Origin of the sequence: Dyadobacter fanqingshengii (genome assembly GCF_023822005.2) — a bacterium.
Lineage (GTDB): Bacteria > Bacteroidota > Bacteroidia > Cytophagales > Spirosomataceae > Dyadobacter > Dyadobacter fanqingshengii.
On record NZ_CP098806.1, the window covers coordinates 3460303 to 3475050 of the forward strand.

The window sequence follows — 14748 nt, forward strand, 5'->3', positions numbered from 1 at the left end:
TGCTTTTTGTCTTATTTCGCCTTGTTAATCATTTGCACCTTCATGGGGATAATTGTACGTCAGGGTTTTAAAAGTTCAATCGTTTCTTACGTTGGAGTTGTCATCGGAATTTTCAATATTCTGATACTTTATAACCAGTTTTTGACGCAGGAACAATTGGGTCTATACGCTTCCACCCTACTAACATTCCCCGTTATTTACATGTCTTTTGCGCTTTTGGGTGTTCCGTCGGTGGCTGTGCGCTTTCATAGCCGGTTCCAGGATCATGAATCGCGGCGGCAGCTTTTTACCTTTATCATTATCACACCGCTTGTTGGTTTGGCGGCTTTTGTGGCGTTATATCTGCTTTTTAAACCACTTTATCTGAAATTTTACCTTGACCATTCACCCATGCTGGTCAAGTATTATTATGTTTTTATTCCGTTGACGGTCGGGATGGTTTATTTGCTTGCGCTCGAATCCTATTCAAGAATCAATCTCCGCATTGCCGTTCCGTCACTCATTCGTGAGGTTGGGTTACGGCTTTTCAATAGTGCTGTGGTGATTATGTTTGGCTACAAGCTCATCACATTCGACACGATGGTGAATTTGACGGTGGTAAGTTACGGACTCGCCATCGTCGCGATGCTGATTTATCTACATTTCCAAAAACGCCTTTACACTTCCCTGGATTTTGGTTTCATCAAACATCCCGCCTTTAAAGAAATGTATCGTTACGGACTCTGGGTTTTGCTGGGCGGCGCCAGTGCAGCATTGCTTCCACACATTGAAAAAGTACTTCTTCCAGCCTTTGAAGGCGGTTTGGGCAGCACGGCGATTTTCGACATTGCGTCCAGGATCGCATTAGTCATCTCGATTCCCAGGAATAGCATTGTCATGATCAGCGCGCCGATCATTTCCGAAGCTTATGCCCGCAATGACATTGCGCACATTGACACGATTTATAAAAAATCCTCCCTTAACCTGTTCATTATCGGCTCTTTCCTTTTTCTCGGCATATGGACGAACATTGATGCAATTTTTGGTATTATTCCAAAATCAGAAATTTACTCGCAAGGCAAATGGGTAGTGCTGATGGTCGGTATTTCGCGGATCGCAGATATGATGACGGGCTTGAATTCTGAAATCCTGACCAACTCAAAATATTATCGCTACGACATTGTTTTCATGTTGTTTTTCACGGTCCTGATCCTGTTCAGCAGCCAATTCCTGATCCCGCTTTACGGCTTCAATGGTGCCGCCGCCGCCGCGCTTTTTTCAACCGTGATTTATAATTTTGTCAAACTGTTCTTTATCCGACAAAAACTTGGTATACAACCATTTACGCTTGGAACATTCAAAGTGATATTGCTTGGAACCACGGCCTATCTTGTAGCCCGTTACATGCCTTTTCCCGAACCTGATAATTTGATATCCACAGTGCTGATCATCCTGGCACGTTCTGTCATCATTACTGTGATTTTTGGCGGCGGAATCTTGCTATGGAACGTTTCAGAGGATATTTCAGCCGGGTTCAGCAGCGGCTGGAAATTAATTAAGACAAGTATTCTGAGGATAAAATAAGAGACCGCTATCTTTGAAGCATTAAAACAGACCCATTTCTGATGTCGTTAAAAGAAAAAATAATTGCCGGGGTTCTCAAACAGCCATTCAGTTTATATCAGTTGACCACTTACGATCCGTCCAAGCCGGTTAATATGGTTGTGGGCTCCATGTATTCGCTTTACAAAGGTTGGATACATTCTGATATTGAGACACTTAACTTGTTGAAAGAAAGTGACTGGCAAAAATATTTTAACGAAAATGCAATTGATAAAATCCTTGCCGAGCACGTTTGGGAACATTTGACGCTCGAAGAAGGACAACTGGCTTTTAAACATTGCCATACTTACCTCAAACCCGGCGGTTTTCTCAGGGTGGCCGTTCCGGACGGTTTCAATCCCAGCGAGGAATATATTAATTACGTAAAACCGGGCGGCACGGGCAACGGAGCGGACGATCACAAGCTGCTGTACAATTATCAAATCATGTCGCAATCGCTTGAATCAGTCGGTTTTACTGTGAAATTACTGGAATATTTTGATGAGAACGGACAGTTTCATAAGACGCCCTGGAAGCCGGAAGACGGCATGGTCAGGCGCTCCGCAGACCATGACAGCCGGAATGCCGGAGGAAAACTGGGTTATACTTCGTTGATCATCGATGCTTATAAAAGCTAACAATGAGTTTGCCCGCCAGCCTTGCTCCTATCGTTTTGTTTTGCTTCAATCGCCCCGCGCATTTGGCGCAAACGATCGAATCGCTGCAACAGAATGTACTGGCGACTGAAAGCGAGCTGATCATTTACTCTGATGGGCCCCGGAACAAATCGGATGGGCCATTAATCGCAGAAGTAAGGAGATATGTAGCTCAAATAGAAGGGTTTAAGCGCGTTACCATCATCAAATCCGAGCAAAATAATGGTCTGGCCGCCTCCATAATCAAAGGAGTCAGCGAAGTGTTGGATAAGTTTCAAAAAGTCATTGTGCTCGAAGATGACATGCTCAGCACGCCTGATTTTCTGGTCTTTATGAATGAAGCGTTAAATGCTTATGAGCACCGTAACGATATTTACTCAGTAAGTGCATACGGACCACCGATCTCATTTCCAGCAGGCTATAACCAGGATTTATATCTCGCGCCACGGGCAAGTTCATGGGGCTGGGGAACATGGCTAAGCAAATGGGAAAAGGCAGATTGGCATGTTAGCGCATTTCCCGAACTGACAAAAGATAAGGTGAAGCGAAACCAATTTACCCTTGGCGGGGAAGATCTCTGGCCAATGCTTGTAAAGCAGCAGAAAAAAGTGATCGATTCCTGGGCCATCCGCTGGACTTACAGTCAATTTATCAACCATGCTTACGGCGTGTATCCGGTGCATTCCAAAATCAGGAACATTGGCACAGACGGCAGCGGGACCAATTTTACATTCAAAACCGGTTATTACGGCTCAGAAATGAGCGATAGCAAGATTCGGATCGACGCTAATATCCAGCCGGATCACGAAGTCATTCAAGCATTTGCGGGTTATTACAAACTTCCGCTCGCATTAAAGATCAAGAACCTCATCAAATACGGGGTCTGACGAAACAGAAATTATATGTATTGGCTGCGTTATTTATTGAAAGAACCCTTCAACGCCTTGCGGACGTCAACCAACCGTGAGTTTATGGGTTTGTTGTTAAAATACGGCAACGGTCGAAGGCATACGCGTACGCAGGTGGAATTTGGCGGTTTCCGACTAACCGTGCCCGATATAATGTCTTTCCTATGGCAGCATAAGGAGATTTTCGCTGATGAATTCTATTATTTTGAGTCTAACAATCCTGAGCCTGTCATTTTTGATTGCGGTGCCAATGTGGGGATGAGTGTTTTGTATTTCAAAAAGCTGTTTCCAAAAGCGCGCATCACGGCATTTGAAGCTGAACCGGAAATTGCTGTTTTACTGCATAATAACCTGAAAAGCAGCAACATTAATGACATACACATCATTGATAAAGCGGTTTGGAAAGATGATCAGGGCATTTGGTTTGGTAGCGAATCGGCCGATTCTTCTTCCATTTATTCCAATGCTGAAAAGAAAAAAATACCCTCTATCCGACTGAAAGATTTCCTACTAGCAGAAAGTAACATTGATTTCCTGAAGATAGACATAGAAGGTGCCGAAAAAGAAGTGCTCAACGACTGCCGCAACGCATTGGGCCATGTTCAAAACCTTTTCGTAGAATTCCACTCCTACATCGGCAATCCGCAAGGCCTCGCCGAAATCGTCCAAATTTTCGAAGAAAACGGTTTCCGCTACTACATCGACACCAACCAGCACCGCCTGAAACCCTTCACCAATTACCGCTATCGGGGCAATGATGTAATGGATTTGCAGCTAAATATTTTCGGCTGGCGGGAGTAAGGCGCAATCATTTTCCTGATAAGTCACTAACGTTTCAAAAACTTGAGATCACAAATTGTGATCTCAAGTTTTAATGTACAAAAAAATTCAGCCGTTTCCGTGACCAATCTGAAAAGCCAGCGTAATGTATACATGACCAAAAATCAATTGTATACATATGGAATTATCAGTGATAAAAGGCAAGGTTTTGACGGTAAGAGGCCACAGAGTGCTATTGGATTACGATCTGTCAGCATTATATCAGGTTGAAACTAGAATATTAAAGCAAGCAGTCAGACGAAATATTTCCAGATTTCCGAAAGATTTCATGTTCGAACTGACCAATGAAGAGCTAGAAAACTTGAGGTCACAATTTGTGACCTCAAGTTCAGGAGGTAACAGATATTTGCCCTTTGCATTCACCGAACAAGGCGTAGCGATGTTGTCGAGTGTGTTACGCAGTGAAAAAGCAGTCCAGGTGAACATTATGATCATGCGCGCGTTTGTGATGATAAGACAATATCACACTGATTATAAGGATATTTCTGAGCGACTGGATAGCCTAGAAAAGGAAATGAATGTCAAATTCAGTGACGTAAATGACGCATTGAATTTTCTGATCAGCCCGGAAGGTGGCCGCAGAGCTTTAATAGGTTTTAACCGAGAAGAACCTGAATAGTCAACTTACCTCGCATAAGGATTCGGCGGGAAAATGTGTACTTGAAAACCTTCCTTTTCCATGGCTTCCATCACTTTTTGCGACGGCAATTTCTTGAAGATCACGGCGCAGAGGACTTGTGAGGGCATTAGGGAGAACTTGGTAAGAAAATCGTGAAATGCCAGTTTTCGTTTGATTTTACGGAATGCTGGCGACGAATCGTCGGCCTTGTCTTTGGCGTAAGACGGGTGGTAGTAATTATTGTTAATGCCTTTGAATGCAACGGCGGGTAAGCCCATTCCGTTGGCCAATTTATCCATTTCCCGTTCCGAGAGCTTGAAAACGTAATTCCCAACCTCTTCAAAGGAATACCGGTTTTTCCAGTATTTCTGCAAAAGCTTTGTGTCGAAACGGTCGAAGATGTTCCTTAATGCGAGTAAAAAAGGCATTTTGGAGATCGGATCGTGTGGCTCTACAAGGATGACCGCTTCCCTCGCAACGCGCAGCATTTCGTAAACACCCAAATAAGGCCTGGGAAAATGATGGTAAGCTTCCTTGCAAAAAATATAGTCGTAAGAATCATCCGCGAAACTCAGCTTCTCAACATTCTCAACCGAATAATGCTCAAAAAATCCGCGGGACTTGGATAAAGGTAAAAATGTGCCGGAAATATCCGTAGCAGTCGTGTCGAGGCCCTGGCGATAAAAATAGTTGGCGTCGAAACCGTAGCCATCGCCTATGGTGAGCCAGGATTTCTTTTCAATGGTGAAGGGTGTCGTCAGTTCCAGCTGCCGGCGGTGGATCCAGTGATTAATGGTCTTATGCTGTTCGTCATATTCCCACAATTCAATGGCCTTATCCTTCGCTTCCTGGGTCGCGTACTGAACCTCATACCAACCTGAATGCGCCTCATGGCTCTGCTTTTCCGTAGACATTTGACTTTATTTACTAATTTTTGATAAAGATACTTTTATGGATAAAATTTATTTAACCAGAGAACTATTTAATTTTACCTCTCCAAATCCGCAGTCTACTCTTTTCGCAACCCTAAATCAACGACCGCTTTAAATGGTGCTTCACCTCAGTAATTTTCATCTGGAAGGAGGAGCGGGAGTGGCCGCGGCGCGTTTGCACCGGGCATTGTTGAAATCAAATGTTGAATCCACGTTACTGGTGTCTCAGGTAACAGCCAACGAACCGGGAGTTAGCAACCTTTCTAACAACGCATTACAAACTAAGAAAGCACTGGCCCGTTTCATCGGCGAACGACTTTATTTTTATCCACAGGAAAAAGATGCGTCCGTTAGATTTGCATTTTCGCCCGCGGAAGTTGGGGCGGATATCAGTAATCATCCCTTGGTTCAGCAAGCTGATGTTATTCATTTACATTGGATCAATTTTGGATTTTTATCACTTGATTCGCTGGATAAGCTCTTTTCATTGGGTAAGCCCATCGTTTGGACATTGCATGATATGTGGACATTCACGGGTGGCTGCCATTACAGTAGAGGTTGCGAGAAATTCCTGACGCATTGTCATTATTGTCCTTATCTGGCCAAACCCGAAGAATACGACATTTCATTTCAACAATTCGAACGAAAGCAGGAGATATATAACAATACAAAAATGGCGCTGATTTCGCCAAGTCAATGGTTGGATAACCTGGTCAAAAAAGCGGCGCTAACCGCTGATATAACATCTTCGAGCATTCCCAACTGCATTGATACAGTCTTATTTAAACCATTAGAAAAATCGGTAATCTGGCGAAAACTAAACCTTTCAGCGTCAAAGAAACTCATCCTTTTCGCAGGCGCTAACACTTCTGATCCGAGAAAAGGTTTTATATATTTCAAACAGGCGCTCGAAAAGATAGGATTGCTTTCGAGTGAAATTGAAGTTATGGTGCTTGGAAAAGCCAATCCGAAAGCCATGGATACATTTCCGTTGCCGGTTCATTATTTGGGAAAAATTTCAGATCCTGCCAAAATGGTGGATGCCTATAATGCGGCTGATATGATCGTCGTTCCTTCTCTGGAAGATAATTTGCCTAATACGATCATGGAAGCAATGTCCTGCGGAACGCCAGCAGTCGGATTTGCAACCGGCGGAATTCCTGAAATGATTGATCATCAGATCAACGGTTACATAGCATTGCAGGGATCGGCTCAATCGCTTGCAGAGGGCATTGAGTGGCTTTTGAATGATGAAAACAATGCCCGAATGTCGGAGAACGCTCGCGCCAAAGTGCTTGAAACCTATGCCGAAAGCATCGTAGCATCACAATATCAACAACTTTACCAGTCGCTGCTTTCGCATGAATGACTTTCCGTTGCTTACGATTATCACCATAACTTATAATGCGGAACAGTTTCTGGAACGCACGCTAAAAAGTGTGCAGGCTGCCTTGAACAACATTACAAAGCTGCAAGCTGTGGAATATTTGATCATTGATGGCAAATCCAGTGATAACACCCTGGAAATCGCAAAGCATTTCTCATTTATCTCAAACATTGTTTCAGAGCCCGACCGCGGGTTGTATGACGCAATGAACAAAGGCCTGACCCTTGCAAAAGGAAAATACGTATGGTTTTTGAACGCAGGTGACGAAATTTTTAAACCTGATACACTAATAAACCTGTTTGAGGCATTCAAACTCAATGCGGATATTTATTACAGCGATGCAATGCTTGTGCGTGAAAACGGAAGTAAGGTGGGTCTGCGAAGTAAATTTACGCCTCATTCGCTGCCGGTAAGCCTGAAATGGCAGGACTTTGCACTAGGGATGAAAGTTTGCCACCAGGCATTTATTGCCAACAAGTCGGTTGCACCGCCCTACGATATTGCAAACCTCAGCGCGGACATTGACTGGGAAATTGAATGTTTGAAAAAAGCGAAGCAAGTCCATTTGATTGAAATTCCACTTTGCTGCTATCTGGTTGGCGGATTGTCCATCAAAAACCATCGCCGCTCGCTGCTCGACCGCTTCCGGGTTTTGCGTAAGCATTTCGGGCTGTTACCCTCCATTTATAATCATTTCCGCATATTCGTGCGGGGCGCTGTGTTTGCTCGTACCCACGGTAAGTATTGGTAGATTAATCCAACTTTTCATTTCGGCCAGGCGGTTTCTAAAAATGCTTTTGCGAAAGTATAACAGAAGCAACCCGGCTCCGAATTTTTCCGTAATACGCAATAGGTAACAGAAACGATTATTGACTTAAAAAGGGATTATCGGTTACAAAATTTTGATATTATGTCAAAAACAATATATTTGTTTTAGAGTATTATTGAATAACCAAATCTAGCAATTATGAAAAAAGTTCTGCTATTAGCAATGTTTTGCTTGGTTAGCACATGGATGTCCGTTTACGGGCAGGATGTTCGGGTTACCGGAAAAGTCACAACGGATAGTGATGCTTCTCCGCTGCCGGGCGCAACAGTGCAAATCAAGGGATCGACAGTGGGGACGCAAACGGACGCCGACGGAAATTACACCATCAGCGCGCCTTCATCAACATCTGTCATTGTATTTAGTTTCGTGGGAATGACGGTGCAGGAAGTTACTGTGGGAAGCCAGAGCGTCATTGATGTGAAAATGTCGAGCGACACACGTAGTCTGAGCGAAGTGGTGGTGACCGGTTTCGGATCGCAGATCAAGCGCGACCTCACTGGTAACATTGCCCAGGTGAAGGGGACAGAAATTCAAAATATGCCTGTTGCGAGCGTGGACGCTGCATTGCAAGGACGTGCAGCCGGGGTTTATGTCAACAGCGGGTCTGGTAAACTGGGGCAGGCAATTAATGTACGAATTAGAGGAAACTCATCCATCAGCGCAAGCAGCCAGCCATTATATGTGGTGGATGGAATGCCTATTACAACTTCCGATCAAAGCAACAGCGATGGCGGTGCTACGAACCCATTGTCTGATATCAACTCCAACGACATTGAATCCATCGAAATCCTGAAAGATGCTTCTGCGGGGGCCATTTACGGTTCCCGTGCTGCCAATGGTGTTGTTTTGATCACAACAAAACGCGGTAAGGCCGGAAAAACCAATGTGAGCATCAATTATCAGCTTGGAACGTCGGAGGCCACAAGACGTGTGAACTTTTTGAATGCCGAACAATATGTCAAATTTTACACCGCTGCCGCACTCAATAGCGACCGCATTGACGAAATTGATCCAAGTGATCCGGAATCGAGCACCGCTTATTTCCTCGACCGATTGGATTATTACAGCTTGGGAACTGCCAATACGCCTCAGCAGAAGGATTACCCATGGCAGGATCAGGCATTTAATAAAGGGGCTATGCAGCAGCTTGACTTCCAGCTGAACGGCGGAAGTGAGAAGACGAAATTTTTTCTTTCGGGTCAATATTTAGATCAAAAAGGGACCATTATCGGCAACGAGCTGGACAGGCTTTCGGGCCGTATGAACCTCGATCACCAGGCGTATAACTGGTTGCAAGTAGGATTATCAATGGGTCTGGCAAGAACAGTGAATAAGCGCCTTCCCGGGGACAATTCATTCTCCAACCCACTGCAAATGGCTGCTTTAACACCGCTGACGCCATTTACCGATCCTGAAACAGGCCTGCCCATTGGAACGCCTCCCGGTGATGTGAACCTGCCATTGTATTTCAATCCGATGATCTCGATCAACTACGCGAGCTTTACGGCAACTTCATTCCGGAACCTGACCAATGCTTATGCGCAAATCAACCTTTTGCCGTCGCTGAAATTCCGCAGTGAACTGGGGATTGACTTGCTGAACCAGAATGAAGAAAGCTATTATCAAAGCCAGAACATCAGGAACATTGATCAGGCGACGAACGGCTTGGGAGAGAACTTCGGAACATTTGTAACGAACTATAATACCAACAACTTTTTGAGCTTCGACAAAACCTTTGATGTACATGCATTGAGTGCAACACTTGGGATGTCGTATCAGCAATCTCAAACAAAGATCAGCTCGACTGCCGGAACACAATTTCCTTCTAACTCGTATAAGAAAATTGCGAGTGCGGCTACCAAATCGGACGGAAGTTCCAGCGAAACCAATTACCGTTTCCTTTCCTACTTCCTGCGTTTGAACTACAAATTTTCAGAAAAATACCTGCTGGCAGCCAGCGCGCGTATCGACGGATCTTCCCGATTTGGTGCGAACTCCCGCTACGGATTCTTCCCTTCCGTATCAGCGGGATGGGTTTTGACAGAAGAGGCATTTTTGAAAAACAACAATACGCTTAGTTTTCTTAAAATAAGAGGAAGCTACGGTACAACCGGGAACTCCGAAATAGGCGATTTTCCGCAGTTGGGTTTATTTTCGGGCGATGCTGGTTATGCCGGTGCAGCCGGTCAGCGTCCTTCACAACTTGCTAACCCCAATTTGAAATGGGAAACAACGAATCAAGCGGATTTTGGTCTGGATTTTGGGTTGTTCAATAACCGTATCAATGGTGAAATTGATTATTACGTCAAAAAAACCAATGGTTTGTTGCTGGAAGTGAATGTGCCTGCCACGTCTGGTTTCTCTGTACGCGTGGATAACGTAGGCAAGCTGGAAAACAAGGGAGTTGAATTTGTTTTGAACACTCAAAACATTGTGGGCAAATTCAAATGGAACACTTCATTGAACATTGCCAACAACAAAAACAAGGTTACCGACATTCAGGGACAGATTATCGAGGGCGGTATCCGCAGTATGAGCCGCGTGATGGAAGGCCAGCCGGTGGGCGTGTTTTACACCGTTGAATATGCGGGCGTAGACAAGGCGAACGGCGATGCGCTCTTTTATAGAAATACGGAGGAAAATGGAAACATTGACAGATCCACCGTATCAAATTACAACAGTGCGCGCCGCGTGGTTGCCGGAAATCCAAACCCAAAATTTGTGGGCGGGATCACCAACACATTCTCATTCAAAGGTTTGGATCTGAATATATTCTTTAACGGTGTTGCCGGAAATAAGATCAATTTCTACGGTGTAGGCCAATATTCGTCTGCCAACGGAATTTATGAGGATAATCAAACAGCCGATCAGCTCAACTCCTGGACTGCTGAGAACACCGACACAGATGTTCCCGAGGCGCGTTTCTACAAAGGAAATGGCAACCAGGCTTCCACACGTTACATTTATGACGGGTCGTATCTGCGTTTGAGATCCATGACTTTGGGTTACAACCTGCCATCCAGCGTTACGAACCGCCTGAAAATGGACCGCGTTCGTCTGTATGTTTCTGGTATGAACCTGGCAACTTTCACCAACTATAAAGGATGGGATCCGGAAGTGAACACCGATGACATTTCCGAAAGGGACTTAAAATTTGCGCTTGGAAACGACTTTTACACCGCTCCGCAGCCACGGACGATATTATTTGGCGTGAACATCGGTTTCTAATTGCATTAAGTCATTTAATTGAAAAAATCATGAAAAAGAAAGTATACATATATAGTGTGGCACTTGCTGCCGGATTGTTTTTTACGAGTTCCTGCAATAGCAAGTTGGATGTTGATCCGACACAAAGCATTGATGAAACAGACGCGTTAAGCACTTCCAAGGACGTTGAAGTAACATTAATCGGCTGCTACGATGCATTGCAGGACGTTGATGTGTATGGCGGTGCATTCCAATATTCATCCGAACTACTTGGTGACAATGAAGAAATCGCTTTCGGCGGAACATTCCAGAATATGCTCGAAATTTCGGACAAGCAGCTGACTACGGTCAATGTAACTGCCGAACTTACGTGGCGCGATTCATACGTGACGATTAACCGTTGCAACAATGTTTTGTCTGCATTGAGCATTGTGGATGAGGAGAAGCGCGCCCGGATCGAGGGGGAAGCGAGATTTATCCGTGGATCGGTTTATTTCGATCTGGTAAGGTTATATGCCAAAACATGGGGCGATGGCGACAATGCGAGTAATCCAGGCGTTCCGTTGGTGCTGGAACCAACCCGTGTGGTAACAGATGAGAATAAGCTGGCCAGAAATTCGGTTGCGGAAGTGTATGCCCAGGTTCTGGAAGACCTGAATGCGGCTAAATCATTGTTGCCGGAAACCAACACGATTTATGCAAACAAATATGCCGCTTCGGCCCAACTCTCTCGGGTTTATCTGCAACAAGGAAATTTTGCATTCGCTCGTGACGAAGCCAATACGGTGATTGGATCGGACGATTACACCCTTAACAGCACATTTGAGTCATTGTTTTACACATTTATAAACAATGGTGGTGCAAACCCGAGGGAGTACATTTTCTCTATGATTGTGACGTCGCAGGATGGAACGAACGATATGAACACTTATTTTGGGACAACCGTTGATGATATTCCCGGAACTGGTGGTCGCGGTGATATTCGTATTCTGACCAAGCATAGGGCACTTTATGAAGCCGGTGACAAGCGTGGTGCATTTTTCCTGACTCCAAACAGCAACACCTATACGCAAAAGCATCTGGATAACCTGGGTAACGTGGTGCAATTCCGTCTGGCTGAAATGTATCTGACGCGCGCCGAGGCTAATTTCCGCCTCGGAACTGTCGTAGGCGCGACGCCTTTGGCAGACATTAACCGCATCCGCGTAAGGGCCGGCTTGAAGGCTGCAACAGCAGTAACATTGCCATCGATCCTGAAAGAACGTCACCTGGAACTTGCATTTGAAGGTCTCGCGTTGCATGACGCAAAACGTAACAAGCAAAATGTCGGCACGATTCCCTACAATTCCCCCAGACTGATTTTCCCGGTTCCACAACGCGAAATCGATGTAAACAATAAGCTGGTGCAGAATGAGGGTTATAATTAGGAAATTACAACAACAGGTTAGTTATTAACAGCATACAAAAAAACCACTTCCGCACAGAAGTGGTTTTTTGTTTGAGCTCTTTAAGGAAGTGATTGGATTCTGTTATTGCCAGCTAATCCAAGACTTGGCATCCTTAGCGCTAACCATATCGTAGGTTGTTTCTGAGGTTTGGATCAAATAATGTCCGCTTGTTTCGAAGAGTAATTTGGCTGATTCTACCGCTGGACCAGTTGTAGGAAGGACGCCATAAGTTGCTACCTGTTCAAATACGATCCTTCCGTCGCTTGTAAATGTGGGACGTCCGGGACCGTGTCCATAAAAAAGCGTCACCCCTTCGTTCTCGTAGAATATCGGACCAAACAGGTCGATGCTACCATCTGCGGCAGGCTGATAAATGTAACTGTAAAACGTCGCTTCACCGACTTTTAGATCTTGTACTTTCAGGGCGTCGTCAACGCCATTTACATGAAATCCTGTGCCAGATTCCCAGTAACCACCCGACTCAATAGGATCCTGCCACCATCTTCTGGCAGCGGCCAGGTCTACGGATAAAGGCTTAATAGCACTTACAACGGTTCCTTTTAAGCCGCTCGCTGTAATCCCGACCTGAACTGCATTTGCATTCCAGGTTATATTCGTAAAGCCATTAATGGTTTGTGAACCATTTACGAGCGGTGAAACGAATGAAACGCCTGCCGAAGTAAAGTAATAATTGGTTGTAAAAGTCTTGGGAATGCTTCCATCCAGCCACGTCAATTTAATGGTGCGGGTGCGTGGGCTAAGCGTAATTTCATACGTTACATTTCCCAGCGTAACCCGTTTAAAATAAGCCTGATACTTGGTAATGTTGTTGAATAAAACTCCGTCTGCCAGATCTCCCGCCGCATAAGCAGTTGCTTGTGCCTGGGTTGCTTTGGTTAGCACTAGCCGGCTGTTATTTTTCCTTCCTACAAGCGTTATAGATTCTGCTTTAACGGAATCAGGGAAAATGCTGAATTCGAAATCGGATTGCAAGCCTTCTCCTACATCGCCGCCGTTCACTTCCCTGTCGGGATCGGCAAGAATGTGCAGATAGGAATAGGTGTCAAAAATCAAAACCGGCGTCTGCACGGCCTTCAGGCGGTAACTGCTTTCCTTGGATTTAGCAGCTGACTCAGCAGAAAAATCCGAATACATGGTTACGCGGTTCTTGTCATCAAATTTGAAATGAAAACCATATGTGCCACCACCGCCGGGATAGATAACCGCATTCCAACCATAGGGAGCTTCAATGAGTTGCTTTTCGTAAGAGGCCAGGGCTGCATTCAACCGTGCATCAGCTGTTTCTTCAAAGACTGTGTCGTCACTATTATCACAAGCAGGGAGAAAAGCGCAGGAAAGCAGCAGATATAGTATGGATTTTTTCATCCTCAGTAATTTGTAAATTCAATTAAAATAGCTTGTTCATTGAAGTCCTAACCCGTTTTTGCAGGCTATAAAAATCAATCTTCCAGGTGTTCTTGTAATAAGCGACCACAATCGCCTCCTTTTGCCTTAATGAGGCCTGTGCCTGCGCCTTGGTTGTTCCCCTGGGGCTTGTGCCTTCCGGGATGGAGTTGACAATTTTATCAAAACCTGCTTTTCCCTCGGTAAGCATCATTGCAATCATTTCAACAAAATCTTCATCGAAGTTCAGGGAACTGTAAGCTGTTACAAATCCGTCCCGGCGGGCATCGCTGTCCGACCAGTTGATCCAGTTTCCTCCCTGATACAATGATTTGGTAATGGCTTTAAATTCAACCGGATAGAGAACGGTCTGATGCAAAATGTGGCCAAATTCATGGTGAATGGTGTGCAAAAACCAGTCCTTTACAAATGCAGAATCCCGTGCTGCATCATAACCGGCCATGCCTTTTATTTTGAAATAATTTACACCAAATAACACCACTTTCCGGCCACCTTCCGCTGTTCCCAGTGTAATTGACCCCTCCGCATTGTACTCGTTACTGCCGGATAGGATGAAGAATTTGGGGGAAAATTTATTATAAAAAACCTTTCCGGCTTCCTGCACATAAGGGACCGTCCACGCCTTTTTGATGGTGCTCAACAAAGGAATAACCTGGGCTTCATCGGGTGGAACGAGCGTTTTCGTAATGTTACCGAACTCAAACTGGTCCCATTTGTACTTGGCCGAAATGTTATAGGGCGTAACAAGGCTGTCCAGGATCCACTTATCAACTGGTCCTTGCACCCATTCGTCTCCTCCCAGGCCCGGAATGTCGTCAACCTCCCCTATCCCCTCTTCTTTGCACCCGCTGAGGCCCATACTCAGGAACAGCGCGGCAAACAAAATCTTGTGTAATTGTTTTATGATCATATCTCT

General features: G+C 45.0%; 12 protein-coding genes. 9 read left to right on the plus strand and 3 right to left on the minus strand.

Features of this window, described 5'->3' with window-relative positions:
* Nucleotides 1–42: 42 nt before the first annotated feature.
* From NFI81_RS14405 to NFI81_RS14425, 5 genes are all read left to right on the plus strand, one after another.
* On the plus strand, nucleotides 43–1563 hold the full coding sequence (locus tag NFI81_RS14405; RefSeq protein WP_234611757.1) for a lipopolysaccharide biosynthesis protein: 1521 nt from the start codon (nucleotides 43–45) through the stop codon (nucleotides 1561–1563).
* Nucleotides 1564–1604: 41 nt separating this feature from the next.
* Nucleotides 1605–2219 (plus strand): class I SAM-dependent methyltransferase, encoded by a 615-nt coding sequence (locus tag NFI81_RS14410; protein ID WP_234611756.1) that lies wholly within the window; start codon nucleotides 1605–1607, stop codon nucleotides 2217–2219.
* 2 nt (nucleotides 2220–2221) lie between these two features.
* Nucleotides 2222–3124 carry a glycosyltransferase gene (locus tag NFI81_RS14415; protein ID WP_234611755.1) on the plus strand — a complete coding sequence of 301 codons (903 nt, stop codon included), beginning with the start codon at nucleotides 2222–2224 and terminating at the stop codon, nucleotides 3122–3124.
* Between the two features lie 15 nt (nucleotides 3125–3139).
* Entirely contained in the window at nucleotides 3140–3946 is an 807-nt protein-coding gene (locus tag NFI81_RS14420) for an FkbM family methyltransferase (RefSeq protein ID WP_234611754.1), read from the plus strand.
* A gap of 157 nt (nucleotides 3947–4103) precedes the next feature.
* The gene (locus NFI81_RS14425; protein WP_234611753.1) at nucleotides 4104–4604 is read left to right on the plus strand and encodes an ORF6N domain-containing protein; all 501 of its coding nucleotides are present in this window, start codon (nucleotides 4104–4106) and stop codon (nucleotides 4602–4604) included.
* 5 nt (nucleotides 4605–4609) lie between these two features.
* Here NFI81_RS14425 and NFI81_RS14430 read toward each other — a convergent pair whose 3' ends face one another.
* Nucleotides 4610–5518: a class I SAM-dependent methyltransferase gene (locus tag NFI81_RS14430; RefSeq protein WP_234611752.1), complete on the minus strand. Its 909-nt coding sequence runs from the start codon at nucleotides 5516–5518 to the stop codon at nucleotides 4610–4612.
* Between the two features lie 133 nt (nucleotides 5519–5651).
* On the opposite strand from NFI81_RS14430, the gene NFI81_RS14435 reads away from it, so the two are divergent.
* From NFI81_RS14435 to NFI81_RS14450, 4 genes are all read left to right on the plus strand, one after another.
* Complete coding sequence (locus tag NFI81_RS14435; RefSeq protein ID WP_234611751.1) at nucleotides 5652–6905, plus strand: glycosyltransferase family 4 protein; 1254 nt, start codon at nucleotides 5652–5654, stop codon at nucleotides 6903–6905.
* Nucleotides 6898–7674, plus strand: a complete 777-nt coding sequence (locus NFI81_RS14440; protein WP_234611750.1) for a glycosyltransferase family 2 protein — start codon at nucleotides 6898–6900, stop codon at nucleotides 7672–7674. The genes NFI81_RS14435 and NFI81_RS14440 overlap by 8 nt, the downstream gene beginning before the upstream one ends.
* A 216-nt stretch (nucleotides 7675–7890) precedes the next feature.
* Nucleotides 7891–10980, plus strand: coding sequence for a SusC/RagA family TonB-linked outer membrane protein (locus tag NFI81_RS14445; RefSeq protein ID WP_234611749.1), 3090 nt, complete (start codon nucleotides 7891–7893; stop codon nucleotides 10978–10980).
* 29 nt (nucleotides 10981–11009) lie between these two features.
* Nucleotides 11010–12386 carry a RagB/SusD family nutrient uptake outer membrane protein gene (locus tag NFI81_RS14450; protein WP_234611748.1) on the plus strand — a complete coding sequence of 459 codons (1377 nt, stop codon included), beginning with the start codon at nucleotides 11010–11012 and terminating at the stop codon, nucleotides 12384–12386.
* Between the two features lie 102 nt (nucleotides 12387–12488).
* Here the strand turns inward: NFI81_RS14450 and NFI81_RS14455 are convergent, their stop codons facing one another.
* On the minus strand, nucleotides 12489–13793 hold the full coding sequence (locus NFI81_RS14455; RefSeq protein ID WP_234611747.1) for a DUF4302 domain-containing protein: 1305 nt from the start codon (nucleotides 13791–13793) through the stop codon (nucleotides 12489–12491).
* Between the two features lie 22 nt (nucleotides 13794–13815).
* On the minus strand, nucleotides 13816–14742 hold the full coding sequence (locus NFI81_RS14460) for a zinc-binding metallopeptidase (protein ID WP_234611746.1): 927 nt from the start codon (nucleotides 14740–14742) through the stop codon (nucleotides 13816–13818).
* Nucleotides 14743–14748: the final 6 nt, after the last annotated feature.